General features: G+C 39.7%; 15 protein-coding genes. All 15 read left to right on the forward strand.

Annotation, left to right across the window (positions count from 1 at the left end; translation table 11 throughout):
• The first annotated feature begins 2 nt into the window (after positions 1 to 2).
• The 15 genes from fliR (at position 3) to AOR04_RS04600 (ending at position 15,618) form a co-directional block, all read left to right on the forward strand.
• Complete coding sequence (gene fliR / locus AOR04_RS04530; protein WP_033023775.1) at positions 3 to 782, forward strand: flagellar biosynthetic protein FliR; 780 nt, start codon at positions 3 to 5, stop codon at positions 780 to 782.
• Between the two features lie 9 nt (positions 783 to 791).
• Positions 792 to 1,922 (forward strand): flagellar biosynthesis protein FlhB, encoded by a 1,131-nt coding sequence (gene flhB / locus AOR04_RS04535; protein ID WP_007377948.1) that lies wholly within the window; start codon positions 792 to 794, stop codon positions 1,920 to 1,922.
• A 73-nt stretch (positions 1,923 to 1,995) separates the two neighbouring features.
• The gene (flhA, locus tag AOR04_RS04540; RefSeq protein WP_096792649.1) at positions 1,996 to 4,107 is read left to right on the forward strand and encodes a flagellar biosynthesis protein FlhA; all 2,112 of its coding nucleotides are present in this window, start codon (positions 1,996 to 1,998) and stop codon (positions 4,105 to 4,107) included.
• A gap of 20 nt (positions 4,108 to 4,127) precedes the next feature.
• A complete protein-coding gene (gene flhF / locus AOR04_RS04545; protein WP_007377946.1) occupies positions 4,128 to 5,612 on the forward strand; it encodes a flagellar biosynthesis protein FlhF in 1,485 nt (494 codons plus the stop codon).
• Positions 5,605 to 6,465 (forward strand): MinD/ParA family ATP-binding protein, encoded by an 861-nt coding sequence (locus AOR04_RS04550; protein ID WP_007377945.1) that lies wholly within the window; start codon positions 5,605 to 5,607, stop codon positions 6,463 to 6,465. The genes flhF and AOR04_RS04550 overlap by 8 nt, the downstream gene beginning before the upstream one ends.
• Before the next feature lie 26 nt (positions 6,466 to 6,491).
• A complete protein-coding gene (locus AOR04_RS04555; protein WP_033015920.1) occupies positions 6,492 to 7,202 on the forward strand; it encodes an RNA polymerase sigma factor FliA in 711 nt (236 codons plus the stop codon).
• A 40-nt stretch (positions 7,203 to 7,242) separates the two neighbouring features.
• A complete protein-coding gene (gene cheY / locus AOR04_RS04560; protein ID WP_007377943.1) occupies positions 7,243 to 7,626 on the forward strand; it encodes a chemotaxis response regulator CheY in 384 nt (127 codons plus the stop codon).
• Between the two features lie 17 nt (positions 7,627 to 7,643).
• Positions 7,644 to 8,411 (forward strand): protein phosphatase CheZ, encoded by a 768-nt coding sequence (locus tag AOR04_RS04565; RefSeq protein ID WP_096792650.1) that lies wholly within the window; start codon positions 7,644 to 7,646, stop codon positions 8,409 to 8,411.
• A gap of 15 nt (positions 8,412 to 8,426) precedes the next feature.
• Entirely contained in the window at positions 8,427 to 10,619 is a 2,193-nt protein-coding gene (locus AOR04_RS04570) for a chemotaxis protein CheA (protein WP_096792651.1), read from the forward strand.
• 61 nt (positions 10,620 to 10,680) lie between these two features.
• Entirely contained in the window at positions 10,681 to 11,811 is a 1,131-nt protein-coding gene (locus AOR04_RS04575) for a protein-glutamate methylesterase/protein-glutamine glutaminase (protein ID WP_007377940.1), read from the forward strand.
• Entirely contained in the window at positions 11,804 to 12,568 is a 765-nt protein-coding gene (locus AOR04_RS04580; RefSeq protein ID WP_096792652.1) for a flagellar motor protein, read from the forward strand. The genes AOR04_RS04575 and AOR04_RS04580 overlap by 8 nt, the downstream gene beginning before the upstream one ends.
• A 5-nt stretch (positions 12,569 to 12,573) precedes the next feature.
• Positions 12,574 to 13,527 carry a flagellar motor protein MotB gene (locus AOR04_RS04585; protein ID WP_096792653.1) on the forward strand — a complete coding sequence of 318 codons (954 nt, stop codon included), beginning with the start codon at positions 12,574 to 12,576 and terminating at the stop codon, positions 13,525 to 13,527.
• A 15-nt stretch (positions 13,528 to 13,542) separates the two neighbouring features.
• A complete protein-coding gene (locus AOR04_RS04590; protein ID WP_007377937.1) occupies positions 13,543 to 14,313 on the forward strand; it encodes a ParA family protein in 771 nt (256 codons plus the stop codon).
• A gap of 3 nt (positions 14,314 to 14,316) precedes the next feature.
• Positions 14,317 to 15,099 (forward strand): chemotaxis protein CheW, encoded by a 783-nt coding sequence (locus tag AOR04_RS04595; RefSeq protein ID WP_007377936.1) that lies wholly within the window; start codon positions 14,317 to 14,319, stop codon positions 15,097 to 15,099.
• Positions 15,100 to 15,123: 24 nt separating this feature from the next.
• A complete protein-coding gene (locus tag AOR04_RS04600) occupies positions 15,124 to 15,618 on the forward strand; it encodes a chemotaxis protein CheW (protein ID WP_007377935.1) in 495 nt (164 codons plus the stop codon).
• The last annotated feature ends 13 nt before the right edge of the window (positions 15,619 to 15,631 follow it).

The following is a 15,631-nucleotide window of genomic DNA, read 5'->3' on the forward strand; positions in this document are numbered from 1 at the left end:
AAGTGGAGTATCCGTTTTCAGTCGTAATTCAATGGTTGAGTGATTTTTTGCTGCCCTTAGTTCGCATCAGCTCAATGATAATGATTATGGCTGGTTTGGGTGCTAAAAACGTCCCTACTCGGATAAAGATGGGGTTATCGGTTGTAGTAACTCTCGTTGTTATACCTGTATTACCTCCGGCCACCTTCACTAATTTGTTTTCGTTTGAAATGATTTTAGTTGTTATCCAGCAAATGTTGATTGGTATTGCGATTGGTTTTGCATCTATACTCTTATTAAACACCTTTGTGTTAGCTGGGCAAATATTAGCAATGCAAACAGGTTTAGGTTTTGCTTCAGTTATTGATCCCTCTAATGGTGCAAGTGTACCTGCTGTTGGACAGTTTTTTCTGATTTTAGCGACACTTCTATTTTTTGTTTTTAATGGCCACTTAATGATGATTCAGATGGTGGTCCATAGTTTTCAAGTGTTACCGATTGATGGCACGTGGTGGTCTGTAGATCATTACTGGGACATAGTGACCTGGGGCGGCTGGATGTTTACTACAGCACTTGTACTCTCACTTGCACCGCTCACAGCTATGCTCGTTATTAATATGTCGTTTGGTATTATGACGCGTGCAGCGCCGCAATTAAATATTTTCTCTATTGGTTTTCCGTTTACCTTGGTAGCGGGACTTATTATTATTTGGGCGACACTAGGCAACTTTGTTACTCAGTTTGAGTTTCAATGGTTAAAAATGATTGAGCTAATGTGTACTTTAGTTGGTTGTTCACCTTAGGAGAAAGTCATGTCTGAAGACTCAGGGCAGGAAAAAACAGAAGAACCCACATCCAAAAAACTTGACGAATCTAAAAAGAAAGGTCAAATAGCGCGCTCAAAAGAGTTAGGTACCATGTTTGTGCTTATTTTTTCGGCTATATCTCTTTTGATGTATGGACCAGAAATTGGCAAAGGTTTATATAATGTGATGGGCCGTACACTTAGCTTAAACCGTAACGAAGCATTTGATACAACTAAAATGTTTGCCGTTTGGGGAGAAGTTGCTGACGCTTTAATGTTCCCGATGGCCATGTTTGTATTAATTATTGTTTTAGCTGCATTTATTGGTAATACATTGTTAGGTGGTTTTAATTTTAGCTGGGAAGCTGCCGCGCCTAAAGCAAGCAAAATGTCACCAATGAAGGGCTTTAAGCGAATGTTTGGCCCGCAAGCGGCTGTTGAGCTTATAAAGTCACTTTTAAAATTTGGTTTAGTTGCAAGTTTTGCAGTGTTTTTAATTGATACTTTTTTTGATGAAATACTGCACTTAAGCTTAGAAAGTGCACCGGGTAATATTATTCATGCCTTAGAGATTTTAGCGTGGATGTTTTTAGGGCTTTCATGCACTTTAATTATTATTGCAGCAATTGATGCGCCATTTCAAAGTTATAACCATAACAAGCAACTTAAAATGACAATGCAAGAGGTTAAAGATGAGTATAAAAACTCGGAGGGTGACCCACAAATAAAAGCACGTATTAGGCAAACACAAAGGCAAATGTCGCAAAAACGCATGATGCAAGATGTGCCTGATGCAGATGTTATTGTTACTAACCCAACTCATTACTCAGTCGCTTTAAAGTACGATACGGAGCGTGCAGGAGCGCCTATTGTATTAGCCAAAGGTATTGACGAGATGGCAATGCAAATTCGTAAAGTAGCAATTGGTAATGAAGTCCCCATTGTAGAGTCCCCCATGCTAACTAGAGCACTTTATCATACGGCTGAAGTTGGCGACCAAATACCTGATCAGCTATTTACGGCTGTTGCACAAGTGCTAGCGTATGTATTTCAGCTAAAACGTTTTAACAAGGGACGAGGAAAACGCCCTACAAAGCTTAGTAATAAACTCCCCATCCCCGACGCCTACAAGTATTAATATCGCAAATTTACTAACTTGGAATAGTTATTGCTAATTCTATATAGTGTCAATTTTTTGAAATTGTAGAATTATGAGTTTTAAAGCGGTATTACAACAACTTAACAGAGACAAAAAAGAATATGCCAAAGGAGTAGGGACTCCTTTGCTTGTGCTTGCTGCACTGGGAATGGTGATTTTACCATTACCGCCATTTTTACTCGACATCCTTTTTTCGTTTAATATTGCGCTCGCATTAGTTGTATTACTCGTGACTGTTTACACGATGAAACCAGTTGAATTTGGTATGTTCCCCGCTGTATTACTTATCGCTACGATTATGCGCTTAGCGCTCAACGTTGCTAGTACTCGAGTTGTGTTACTTGAGGGTCATAATGGTGGTGATGCTGCCGGTAAGGTCATTGAAGCATTTGGCTCAGTTGTAATTGGTGGTAACTATGCAGTTGGTTTAGTTGTATTTTTAATTCTTATCATTATCAACTTTGTAGTAATAACAAAGGGTGCTGGACGTATTTCTGAGGTATCTGCACGTTTCACCCTTGATGCAATGCCAGGTAAACAAATGGCAATAGATGCCGATTTAAATGCGGGCTTTATTAGTGCTGAGCAAGCGCGTGACCGTCGCGAGGAAGTAACTCGCGAAGCTGATTTTTACGGTTCAATGGATGGTGCGAGTAAGTTTGTAAAAGGCGATGCAATAGCCGGTATCGTTATTTTAATTATTAATATTGTAGGTGGCTTATTTGTTGGGATGATCCAGCATAACTTAAGTTTTAGCCATGCAATGGAAGTATATACTCTTCTAACCATTGGTGATGGTTTGGTTGCTCAGCTTCCATCATTACTGCTCTCAATTGGCACGGCAATTGTAGTAACACGTCAAAATGAGTCGCTTAATATGGGTGACCAATTCAAGAAACAACTTGGTAACGAAAAGTCACTCTTTATTGCTTCAGGTATTTTGATCATCATGGGATTAGTCCCTGGTATGCCGCATTTTGCTTTTTTGAGTTTAGGCGCACTACTTGGTTACTTAGCCTATTACACGCAGCAAAGTAAAATCAAAGCTGCTGCAGCCGAAGCTGAAGAAGCTGCAAATGGCGGAAACACCGCGACAGGTGTTGCTAATAAACAAGAGCAAAAAGAGCTTGGTTGGGATGATGTTCAACAAGTTGATGTAATAGGATTAGAAGTAGGGTATAGATTAATTCCGCTGGTTGATCAATCACAAGGTGGTGAACTACTCAACCGGATTAAAGGAGTGCGTAAAAAGCTTTCTCAAGAGCTTGGATTTTTAGTTCCTCCTGTTCATATTCGCGATAATTTAGAACTAGACCCTAATGCTTACAGAATAACGCTAATGGGAGTATCTACTGGTGAGGGGGAGCTTAAGCATGGTGATGAGCTGGCTATTAACCCAGGGCAAGTATTTGGTCCGATAAAAGGAATTGAAACTAAAGATCCTGCATTTGGGTTAGACGCGGTTTGGATTAAACCTGATCAAAAAGACGAAGCTCAATCTTTAGGCTATACCGTTGTTGATTCTGCCACAGTGGTTGCAACTCATATTAGTCAGTTGTTAACTAACAGCGCAGCGTTGTTACTAGGGCATGAAGAAGTTCAAAACTTACTTGATATGCTTGGAAAGAGTCATCCTCGTTTGGTTGAAGGGCTTGTCCCTGATGTATTGCCGTTAACCGCTATTGTAAAAGTACTACAGAACTTATTGAACGAAGGGGTGGCTATTCGCGATATGCGATCAATTGTACAAACCCTTGTTGAGTATGGTCCTCGTAGCCAAGACCCTGATGTATTAACGGCTGCAGTGCGTATTTCTCTGCGTAGATTAATTGTTCAAGATGCGGTTGGAATGTCATCTGAAATACCTGTCATAACCTTGGCGCCTGAGTTGGAACAGATGTTGCATCAGTCATTACAAAATGCAGGCGATGAAGGTGCCGGTATAGAGCCAGGACTTGCAGAGCGACTTCAAGTGTCATTGAATGAAGCGCATCAAAATCAAGAAATGGCCGGTGAACCTTCAATACTGTTAACGTCAGGAATGTTACGTACTGTGTTATCTCGTTTTGTTAAGTACACCATCCCAGGATTAAGGGTGATGTCTTATCAAGAGGTGCCAGACGAAAGACAGATAAAAATTGTCAGCTCTGTAGGCCAACAATAAGATTTTAAAGGGGTTGAATAATGAAAATTAAACGTTTTTTTGCTAAAGATATGCGTACAGCACTTAAAGAAGTGAAAGATGAACTTGGTGTTGATGCGGTTATTATGTCTAACAAAAAGCTGGCTAATGGCGTTGAGATTGTAGCCGCAGTTGATTATGAAAAAGCGGCCCCTAAATCAGTTGCACAGCCGCAAAATACTTTAGCGCGTGCGGATGACTCAGCACAATCACACAGTATACATAATTTTGTAAAGCCAGAGCCACAACGCCCTAAAGCGGCTCCCCAAGCTAGGGTTGCAGATAGTTTAGAAGCTTTACTAGAGCGTCAATCTCCTCGCCCACGTTCACCTGAATTAGCATCAATGTTTTCTCAATCGGGTATTGAAACGACCGATAATTATCAAGAGCCCGTTGTCAAACCTCGCTCAGCGAATATGTTTGCTCGCGAAGATATTGCACCAACACGTCCACAGACCCAAGCCGATAGTTTAGGTTTTGATGACCTAGATCGTGATTTTGATGATCTAGATAGCCCTGTAACACCTCAAGCGCACGTTAAAAATAATGAAAGTGAAGAAATGACGTCAATGCGTGAAGAAATGAACGCTATTCGTCAATTGCTAGAGCACCAAGTATCAGGTTTAATGCAACAAGATATGGCACGCCGTGACCCCACACGTGCTTGTATGATTGACCGTTTAGTTGGTATGGGAATCGATAAAGAAGTTGCAGAACAAATGGCGTGTTTTGTACCTGATGACGTATCTCGCCAACAAGGTTGGAAGGCTTTGTTAACAATGGTCGAAGACCAGATGCAAACTACGAATAATGAAATACTACGTCAAGGTGGTGTTTACGCATTGGTAGGCCCTACTGGTGTGGGGAAAACGACAACAGTTGCAAAGTTGGCTGCTTTAGGCGCACAGAAATACGGTGCAGATAAAGTGGCGCTAATAACCACCGATACATACAGAATTGGTGCTTATGAGCAACTTGCAACATACGGTCGAATTATCGGTTGTGGAGTAAAGCAGGTTAAAGATGCTAATGAATTAGCTGAAGTTTTATACCATTTACGAAATAAACGTCTAGTATTAATTGATACAGCAGGTATGAGTCAACGAGACTTACGTTTAACAGAGCAATTGAATACGCTTATGCGCAATCAACGTGTTGATATTCGTAGTTATTTAGTATTAAGTGCAACAGCGCAAATAAATGTCTTGCAAGAAACAGTACGACATTTCAAAAAAGTGCAGTTAAGTGGTTGTATTTTCACCAAGTTGGATGAATCTTTAAGTTTAGGTGAGATTATTAGTATTGCGATTCAAAATCGCCTTCCAATAGGGTATCTTACTAATGGTCAACGAGTTCCAGAAGACATTCGTGTTGCAAATGCAGAAAAACTAGTAAAAAAAGCTGAGCAATTGTATTTGAAAAGAATAAAAGCACAACATTCACGACACCAAGCAGTGGCGTCGAGCACAGTAGGGATGTATGATTAACACAGTATTAGATCAAGCAAGCGGCCTGCGCAAAATGAGTCAAAACAATAACAACGGCGTAAAAGTTATCGCTGTTACTGGTGGCAAGGGTGGTGTAGGTAAAACAAATGTTTCACTTAACACGGCAATAGCATTAGGCCAGCAAGGTAATCGAGTTTTAGTACTTGATGCCGACTTAGGTCTAGCGAACTGTGATGTGATGCTCGGATTACGGGTTGAACGTAATTTATCACATGTACTTTCTGGTGAGTGTGAACTCGATGAGATTTTAGTTGAAGGTCCTGCAGGAATTAAAATTGTACCAGCGACCTCTGGCTCTCAGAGTATGGTGGAATTATCACCGTCTGAACATGCAGGCCTTATACGCGCTTTTAGCGAATTAAATACCGAATTTGATATCTTAATTGTAGATACCGCTGCGGGTATTTCAGATATGGTACTGAGCTTTTCTCGTGCTGCTCAAGATGTAATGGTTGTAGTGTGCGACGAACCGACTTCAATCACAGATGCTTATGCACTTATTAAAGTGTTAAGTCGTGAGCATGGGGTGTATAAATTCAAAATTGTAGCTAATATGGTTCGTAGTATGCGTGAAGGTCATGAGTTATTTGCAAAACTTTCAAAAGTAACGGACCGATTTTTAGATGTGTCAATGGAGTTGGTTGCAACAATCCCTTATGACGAAAATATGCGAAAGGCAACTCGCCGTCAAAAAGTGATTGTAGAACTTTTTCCTAGTTCTCCTGCTTCAGTTGCCTTTAAAGCACTGGCGACAAGAGCAGTGAAATGGCCTATACCTAACCAACCTTCAGGACATTTAGAGTTTTTTATTGAGAAGCTAGTTAACGGCTAATTATGACAACATTGGTAAATAGAGCTATGGGATATCAATCAACACAAAATTTAAATGTGATTGTTGAAAAACATGCATCGCTAGTCAAAAAAGTGGCATGCCATTTAATTGCTCGTTTGCCTCCAAGTGTCCAACTCGATGACCTAATTCAGTCGGGTATGATAGGCCTAATTGAAGCATCAAAAAACTTTGATGCAACCAAAGGCGCAAGTTTTGAAACGTTCGCGGGAATACGAATTCGCGGTGCCATGCTTGATGAAATGCGCCGTGGTGACTGGGCTCCTCGGTCGGTTCATAGAAAAAGCCGTCTTGTAGCCGAGACGATTGCTGGATTAGAAAGTAGCTTAAATCGTGAACCAACCGATATAGAAGTTGCTGAAAAACTTGAAATTTCGTTAAATGAGTACCATCATATTTTAAATGATGTAAACACAAGTAAAGTGTTAGGCATCGAAGACCTCGGGGTCGATGAAGATGTTATTACCACGGCGGGCCAAGATTTAACGCTAGACAAACCGTTTAATAACGTTAAAAATGAACGATTTAATGAATCATTATTAAATGCTATCAAGTCATTACCAGAGCGAGATGCAATGGTACTTTCTTTGTACTATAACGATGAAATGAATTTAAAAGAAATTGGACATATACTCGATGTAAGTGAATCGCGTGTAAGTCAGATACATGGTCAGGCGATGATTAAGCTAAAAGCAAAAATCAATGACTGGATAAACTAGTAGTAAGTAAATACAGGTTAAGACCTCACTGGAGGATGTTTTGGATAAAAACATGAAAATTCTTGTTGTTGATGATTTTTCGACAATGAGACGTATTATTAAAAATCTATTGCGCGACTTAGGCTTCACCAACGTCCAAGAAGCGGATGACGGCTCTACAGCCTTACCCATGTTACAAAATCAAGTTTTTGATTTTGTGGTAACAGATTGGAACATGCCAGGAATGCAAGGTATTGATCTTTTGAGAGCGATAAGGGCTGACGATAAATTAAAACACCTTCCTGTTTTAATGGTGACAGCTGAAGCTAAAAAAGAACAAATAATAGCAGCGGCTCAAGCTGGTGTTAATGGCTATATTGTAAAACCATTTACAGCTGGCACATTAAAAACTAAATTAGAAAAAGTGTTCGAACGCTTAGGTTAATAATAGGGGAAAGGCTTATGCCAGCACCTGCTGCGCCTCGGATAACGTTAGAACAAGCTCGTCAGCTCGTCACTTTTTTAGAAAATGGCGAACATGATAAAGCTGATCAACTAATTTTAGATACTGCATCTAAAGAGCAGTCAGAAATATTTGACGAAGTGGGAAAGTTGACGCGTCAACTACATGAAGCTTTAAAAGGCTTTGAGCTAGACACGCGCCTAACAGATCTCACTAAAGACGCTATACCTGATGCTAAAAAACGGCTTAATTATGTCATTGAGATGACAGAAAATGCTGCAAATAAAACCATGGATGCGGTTGAGGCGAGTTTACCGATAGCACAACAGTTAGCGGATGAAATATCCCATATCAAACCGACATGGGACCGTCTAATGAGTCGTGAAATTGAACTCGGTGAATTTAAAGTACTGTGCCACAGCATTGATAAATTCATGAGCAGTTCTCATCATAAAACTGATGAGTTACAAAGCTTCATGACTAACATATTAATGGCCCAAGATTATCAAGATTTGACAGGTCAAGTAATTCGCCGAATTATAGAACTTGTTAGGGAAGTTGAAGAAAGCTTACTTCATCTTTTAACTGCTTTTTCTGAACAAGATATCAGTAAAGCAGTCACCCAAAAACCACAAAAAATAGATGACCCAGTTGACCCAGAAACATTAGCAGGTCCTGAAGGGCCTATTATTGATAAAGAATCACGTAATGATGTTGTGTCTGATCAAGATGAAGTCGATGATCTTTTATCAAGTTTGGGCTTCTAAGAGGAGAGTAACTGCATGTTTGAAGTCGATGAAGATATTTTACAAGACTTTCTTGTAGAAGCAGGAGAAATCCTTGAGCTTTTATCTGAACAGTTAGTTGAACTGGAAAACAATCCAGAAGATACCGAGTTGCTAAATGCTATATTTAGAGGCTTTCATACCGTAAAAGGCGGTGCTGGATTCTTAGCTATGACTGAGCTTGTTGACGCATGTCACGGCGCAGAAAATGTATTCGACTTGTTAAGGCAGGGCGTTCGTTCTGTTAATTCTGAGCTAATGGATGTTATCTTACAAGCACTTGATACTATCAATGAAATGTTTGCGACGATTCAAAATCGTGATAAACCAGAACCTGCGGATCCTCAACTACTTGAAGTTTTACATAAGTTAGGTCTCCCCCCCACAGAAGACGAGTTATCAGGTACTTCTCCTGAAGTTGTTGTAGAACAGCCTCAAGAAGAAGCCGCTGAAGCACAAACTCCCAGTACTGATGGTGCGGACCCTTTTGCTTTTGATGAGCTGTTTAGTGGTCCAACTTCATCTGAAACTGACTCTCAAATTGATGAAATTACAGAGGATGAGTTTGAAAACCTACTTGATGAATTACATGGTACAAGCCAAGAATCGGCAGTAAAAGCCCCCACAAATAGTCATGATTTGAATGGTGATATTACAGACGATGAGTTTGATAATTTACTAGACGAGCTTCATGGTGTTGGCAGTTTCGGCTCTGTTGCAGCGCAAGAAAGTAATGTTACACCTGATGTACAAAAGCCATCGCCTTCGACTAACAATACAGATTCATCGAACGATGATATCAGTGATGATGAATTTGAATCACTGTTAGATGAACTTCATGGTAAGGGAACTGCACCTAAATCTTTAGAAAGCACTCCTGCGATTGCTGAAAAACCAGCCGCAAAACAAGCTGTTCCTAAGCCCAAAGCAGCCCCAGTACCAAAAGTTGAAGCATCAAAACCAGTACCTGCAAAACCTGCTGAAAAAACAGTTGCTGCAGCTCCAAAAAAGGCTACTGCACCAACTGCTGAAACGACAGTGCGTGTTGACACTAAACGCTTAGATCAAATTATGAATATGGTCGGTGAATTGGTACTTGTTCGTAACCGCTTAGTTAGCTTGGCTACGAATTCTGAAAGCGAAGCAATGGGTAAAGCTATATCTAACTTAGATGTTGTTACTGCTGATATTCAAGGTGCGGTTATGCAAACCCGCATGCAACCAATTAAAAAAGTGTTTGGCCGATTTCCTCGAGTTGTTCGTGATTTAGCACGCAGCTTAAATAAAGACATTAATCTATTATTAGTTGGTGAAGAGACTGATTTAGATAAAAATTTGGTTGAGGCATTAGCCGACCCTTTAGTGCATTTAGTGCGTAACTCTGTTGATCACGGTATTGAAATGCCAGATTTTCGTGAGGCTGCTGGAAAACCAAGAACAGGTACTGTTACGTTATCAGCATCTCAGCAAGGCGATCATATTTTACTTACCATTAAAGATGATGGTGCTGGTATGGATGCTGAGAAGCTGAAAAAAATAGCGATTAGTAAAGGTGTTCTTGATCACGACCAAGCAAGCCGGCTTTCTGATACTGAAGCATATAATTTAATTTTTGCACCTGGTTTTTCAACAAAAGAAGAGATTTCGGATATTTCAGGTCGTGGCGTTGGTATGGATGTAGTTAAAACCAAAATTACCCAACTTAATGGCTCAGTAAGTATTCAGTCAGAGTTAGGTGTTGGGACTACTTTAGAGATAAAAGTACCATTAACTCTCGCTATCTTGCCGACCTTAATGGTTGTTGTTGGAGAGCAAACATTTGCATTACCACTTGCGGGTGTTAGCGAAATATTCCACCTCGATTTAACTAAAACGAATGTTGTTGATAGTCAATTGACAATTATTGTGCGCAAAAAAGCAATTCCATTGTTTTATCTTGAGCATTGGCTAGTTAAAGGCGCTGACCGCTCTCAGCGTAAAGCACATGGTCATGTAGTTATTGTCCAAATTGGTACACAACAAGTAGGCTTTGTCGTAGATTCGTTAATAGGGCAAGAGGAAGTTGTAATAAAACCTCTTGATGCTTTATTACAAGGAACACCCGGTATGGCTGGTGCTACAATTACTTCCGATGGTGGTATTGCACTGATTTTAGATGTACCAAATATGTTAAAACATTACGCGGGCTGATAATAAATAAAGTAGGTGCACTGTAAAAGTGCCCTACACTTCAATTTAATAAGAGAGCTAAATGGCCGTTAAAGTTTTAGTTGTTGATGATTCTAGCTTTTTTCGCCGCAGAGTGAGCGAAATACTTGAGCAAGACAGCGATATAAAAGTAATAGGTTTTGCTGTGAATGGCAGAGAAGCTGTTGAAAAAACAGCTGAACTACGCCCTGACATGATTACAATGGATGTAGAAATGCCTGTGCTTGACGGTATTAGCGCAGTTAAAGAAATAATGTCGAGTAATCCGACACCAATTTTAATGTTTTCTTCACTAACTCGAGATGGTGCAACGGCAACGCTTGATGCATTAGATGCCGGAGCAATGGATTTTTTACCGAAAAAATTCGAAGATATTGCACGTAACAATGAAGATGCAATAAAGCTTTTACAAGCTAAAGTGAAAGAAATTGGTCGAAGAAGAGTTCCCCGTACATTCAAGCCCATAACACCAGCTAAACCGCAAAGTATGCCATTAGCGACTCCAAGTTCATTAAGGAACACGGCAACGTTAAAGCAGCCAGATAGAAGCTTTCAACGTACGAATTCTAATGCCTCCGTTCATGCTAGTGGTAAAAAATATCAACTTGTTGCTATTGGTACATCGACTGGCGGACCCGTTGCATTACAAACAATATTAACTCAATTACCAGCAAATTTCCCGCATCCTATATTATTAATTCAGCATATGCCTGCCGCATTCACACCTGCATTTGCTTCGCGTTTAAATGGTTTATGCCAGATAAAAGTAAAGGAAGCTCAACAAGGGGATCGATTACAACCCGGGACTGCATACTTGGCTCCAGGTGGCCAACAAATGATGGTTGAAGGGCGTGGGTCTTCAAAAACATTGCGCGTATTTGAAGATAACAGTGAGCGAATAACATATAAACCAAGTGTTGATGTGACTTTTGCAAGCGTTGCAAAAGCTTGTCAAGGTGACGTACTGGCTATTGTTCTTACAGGTATGGGGGCTGATGGGCGTGATGGTGCTCGAATGTTGAAGCAGACTGGCGCCACTATTTGGGCACAAGACGAAAAAAGTTGTGTTGTTTACGGTATGCCACAGGCGGTTGCAAGTGCTGGCTTAGCAAGTGAAAGTCTTGCTCTAGATGATATCGCTCTAAGGATTAAAAAAGAGATTGGTTGTGGATAAGCTTTCTATATTAGGTTTATTTATTGCGTTAGGCGCTATAGCGATAGGTTATTCTTTAGAAGGCGGTGTTGTCTCTGCGTTATTCAATGGACCAGCACTTATAATCGTAGTTGGTGGTACGCTTGGCGCTGTGATGTTGCAAACATCATCTAGTACTTTTAAAAAAATGCTAAAAATAAGCCACTGGGTTTTTATTTCGCCAAAGTATGATGTAGACGAAGCGATCGAACAAGTTAAACACTGGTCTCACAAAGCACGACAAGAAGGCTACTTAGCACTTGAAAATGAGGCCTTAACTCATCCCGATCCATATGCAGCTAAAGGTCTTAGCTTACTTGTTGATGGTTGCTCTGAGCAAAAGCTGCGCGATACACTTGAAATTGATTTATTATTAGAACGCGACCGTTTATTAGAGGCAGGACGCGTTTATGAAGCTATGGGCGGGTATAGCCCAACAATAGGGATTTTGGGCGCAGTGCTTGGTCTTATTCAGGCTATGTCATTTATTACCGATCCGCAAAAGCTGGGTGCTGGTGTCGCGACAGCATTTATTGCCACTATTTATGGTGTCGGTTTAGCTAATTTACTATTTTTACCGATGGCAAATAAATTAAAACAACGTGTTGAACAAAAAATGTTGTATCACGAACTGTTAGCTGAAGGTGTTATTGCAATCAGTTTAGGCGAAAGCCCTGTTAATATTGAATTAAAGTTAGAAGCTTATCGTGTAGAACGCCCTAATTTAGTGGATAAATAACGATTATGCTACGTCGACGTTTACGTCACACTTCCTCTAAAAGTCAGCATACTGAGCGTTGGCTTGTGTCTTATGCAGATTATATGACGATAATGTTTGCCTTTTTTGTGGTTATGTACGCTATTGCTATAGATAAGGAAGAAAAATTTCAAATATTATCGGATTCGCTCGAGCAGGTTTTTGATAAATCTGCGCGCCAACATTCACAAGTTGGTGACGGTGTTAATGGGAGTGGGATCTTAACCGACAGAGTAACGCCGGAACAAGAGGTGTTGTATGGCGAAAGCATTCAAAAAAAGGAACAAGGCACTGAGTTATTAGATGGTCAAAGTGGCACAAGTAACATTAAACAAAAATATTTTGGAAAACCATTAGATAGCTTGTTAACTAAACTTCAATCAGCACTCATTGATGAAATTCGTGATGGAGAAGCGAGTCTTGAATTGAATCAAGATTGGCTCATTATAGAGTTGAGTTCAGGAATGTTATTTTCTAGTGGTAGTTCAGTTGCTCATTCGCGTGCTAAGCAAGTCGTAAAAATTGTCAAAGATATTATTGACCCGGTCGATAACTACATTAGAGTGCGCGGTTATACAGATAATGAGGTTATTAGTAACGAAATATTTCGTTCAAACTGGGAGCTTTCAGTTGCAAGATCAACCTCAATTTTAGTCGAGCTTGAAGCGTTGGGTATTAATTCTGCACGAATGGCAATAGAAGGTTATGGCCAGTATTCTCCTTTTGCTGATAATAACACAGAGAAAGGTCGAGCTGAAAACCGTAAGGTTGTAATCGCTCTTTCTAAGTATGGTTTACCACCTAAAGATAGTCCATCGTTAGAGCAAAAAAATATAGCAGTACAGACAGAGCCTGAAGTGGAACTACCATCAGAAGATTATACAATAAAAATAATTCGTTTACCTCATGGTGGGATTCGAATAACGACGCGAAATGAATAGCAATTAGGATGTAATGTGAAGATTTGGACTGTTGCGAATCAAAAAGGCGGGGTCGGTAAAACAACAACGGCAGTTAGCCTAGCCGGTATTTTAGCGTTACAGGGCAAACGTGTATTGCTTATTGATACAGATCCCCATGCATCACTAACTTATTATTTTGGTATCGACTCTGAAGATTTAGAAGTCAGTGTGTACGATATTTTTGCTCGCGGAACAAGCATGCAAAGTGAAGAAATATTGCAAGCACTTTGCCCGTCAACTCTTGAGAATCTTGATATTTTACCCGCTACTATGGCAATAGCTACACTTGATAGAAGTATGGGTAATAAAACAGGCATGGGTTTAATACTAAAGAAAACGCTTGCTAAAATTAGTGAATATTATGACTATGCAATACTTGATTGCCCGCCGGTGTTGGGGGTTTTAATGGTTAATGCATTAGCTGCGAGTGAGCGTATTTTAGTTCCCGTACAAACCGAGTTTTTGGCCCTAAAAGGGCTTGATAGGATGATGCGGACTATGGAATTAATGCAAAGCTCTCAAGCGAAAAGTTATCAATATACTATAATTCCTACTATGTATGATAAACGCACTAAAGCATCGTTGGAAGCATATAAAACTTTACAAGAAACCTATAAAGATAAAGTGTGGCCAGGTGTTATTCCTGTTGATACAAAATTTAGAGATGCGAGTTTGGCACAAAAAGTGCCAATAGAGTTTTGTCCTCGTTCCCGTGGTGTTTTTGCATATAAAGCATTATTAGACTATTTAATAGAGCAAGGTTAATGAATGAGTAAGCAATTATTTGCTAATGAAAAAGTAATGACTCAATATTTAGGTGCGTTATTACGTGATGACGAGCCTACAGATAACCTTGAACCTGTGGCAAAACTGCTTGAACAAATACCGAGTGAACAGCAAAAAGGGCAAGTACATTTAAAGCCTAATGAACAATTAAAAGCAGCGGAAAAAATATTTGCTCAAGATCTGCAAACAGAAGAGCTAAAACCATTAGATATTACTAATGAGCCAGAGCCAGTTAAAGCTGATTTAGTTGTAGAGACAAGCTCACATTTATCAGTAGAGCCGGAACAAAGAGCAGTAACAAAAAGCCAAGAAGATTATTTTGACGGTGAGTTTCAAGCATTATTTTTTGAAGTTGCGGGTTTGACTTTGGCTGTACCATTAAAAGCGTTAGGTGGGATTCATCAGTTAGGTGAAGTAAATCACTTATTTGGTAAGCCAAAATGGTTCAAAGGCGTTATGCTTAATAGAGATGAAAAACTTAATGTTGTTGATACAGCGCATTGGGTGATGCCTGAGAAGTATGACGAAAAACTAGAAGCGTCACTTAACTATCAATATTTAATAACGTTAGGTGACAGCCAATGGGGGTTATTAGCTGAAAAGTTAATAAATAACATTACATTGAGTAAAGAAGATGTAAAATGGCGTACAGATCAAAGTAAGCGCCCATGGCTTGCTGGAGTTATTAAAAAGAAAATGTGTGCTTTAATTGATGTAGATAATTTAAATGCGCTATTAGAGAAAGGCTTAGATAGTCGTCAGTAATAATGACCATTACGGAGTAACAGCATGAATCAAGATAAATTACTGTCAGCAAATAAAAATGCAGACAATGACGAAATATTACAGTGGGTTACCTTTAAGTTAGAAGAAGAAACTTATGGCGTAAACGTAATGCAAGTCCAAGAGATATTACGTTACACTGAAATAGCTCCAGTACCAGGTGCTCCTTCTTATGTAATTGGTATTATTAATTTACGGGGTAACGTAGTAACAGTTATTGATACGCGTGCTCGTTTTGGTTTAGACGCCGCTGATGCAACCGATAACTCTCGTATTTTAATAATAGAAGCTGAAGAGCAAGTTATTGGTATTTTAGCCGATAGTGTTTCTGAAGTTGTATATTTACGCAGTTCAGAAATTGACAGTGCACCTAATGTCGGTACTGAAGAGAGTGCTAAATTTATCCAAGGTGTTTGTAATCGTGATAATGAGTTACTTATTTTAGTCGATTTAAACAAGTTACTCAGTGATGATGAATGGGATGAGTTAAGCGATTTATAAGCTTTACCAATAA

The sequence above is a fragment of the Pseudoalteromonas sp. 1_2015MBL_MicDiv genome (assembly GCF_002407505.1).
GTDB lineage: Bacteria > Pseudomonadota > Gammaproteobacteria > Enterobacterales > Alteromonadaceae > Pseudoalteromonas > Pseudoalteromonas fuliginea.

Excerpts from the sequence above, each read along its gene's own strand:
- flhF (WP_007377946.1), top strand. The coding sequence starts at position 4,128 with ATGAAAATTAAACGTTTTTTTGCTAAAGATATGCGTACAGCACTTAAA.
- AOR04_RS04570 (WP_096792651.1), top strand. The coding sequence starts at position 8,427 with ATGTTTGAAGTCGATGAAGATATTTTACAAGACTTTCTTGTAGAAGCA.
- AOR04_RS04550 (WP_007377945.1), top strand. The coding sequence starts at position 5,605 with ATGATTAACACAGTATTAGATCAAGCAAGCGGCCTGCGCAAAATGAGT.
- flhB (WP_007377948.1), top strand. The coding sequence starts at position 792 with ATGTCTGAAGACTCAGGGCAGGAAAAAACAGAAGAACCCACATCCAAA.
- AOR04_RS04595 (WP_007377936.1), top strand. The coding sequence starts at position 14,317 with ATGAGTAAGCAATTATTTGCTAATGAAAAAGTAATGACTCAATATTTA.
- flhA (WP_096792649.1), top strand. The coding sequence starts at position 1,996 with ATGAGTTTTAAAGCGGTATTACAACAACTTAACAGAGACAAAAAAGAA.
- AOR04_RS04600 (WP_007377935.1), top strand. The coding sequence starts at position 15,124 with ATGAATCAAGATAAATTACTGTCAGCAAATAAAAATGCAGACAATGAC.
- AOR04_RS04585 (WP_096792653.1), top strand. The coding sequence starts at position 12,574 with ATGCTACGTCGACGTTTACGTCACACTTCCTCTAAAAGTCAGCATACT.
- AOR04_RS04565 (WP_096792650.1), top strand. The coding sequence starts at position 7,644 with ATGCCAGCACCTGCTGCGCCTCGGATAACGTTAGAACAAGCTCGTCAG.
- AOR04_RS04575 (WP_007377940.1), top strand. The coding sequence starts at position 10,681 with ATGGCCGTTAAAGTTTTAGTTGTTGATGATTCTAGCTTTTTTCGCCGC.
- AOR04_RS04555 (WP_033015920.1), top strand. The coding sequence starts at position 6,492 with ATGGGATATCAATCAACACAAAATTTAAATGTGATTGTTGAAAAACAT.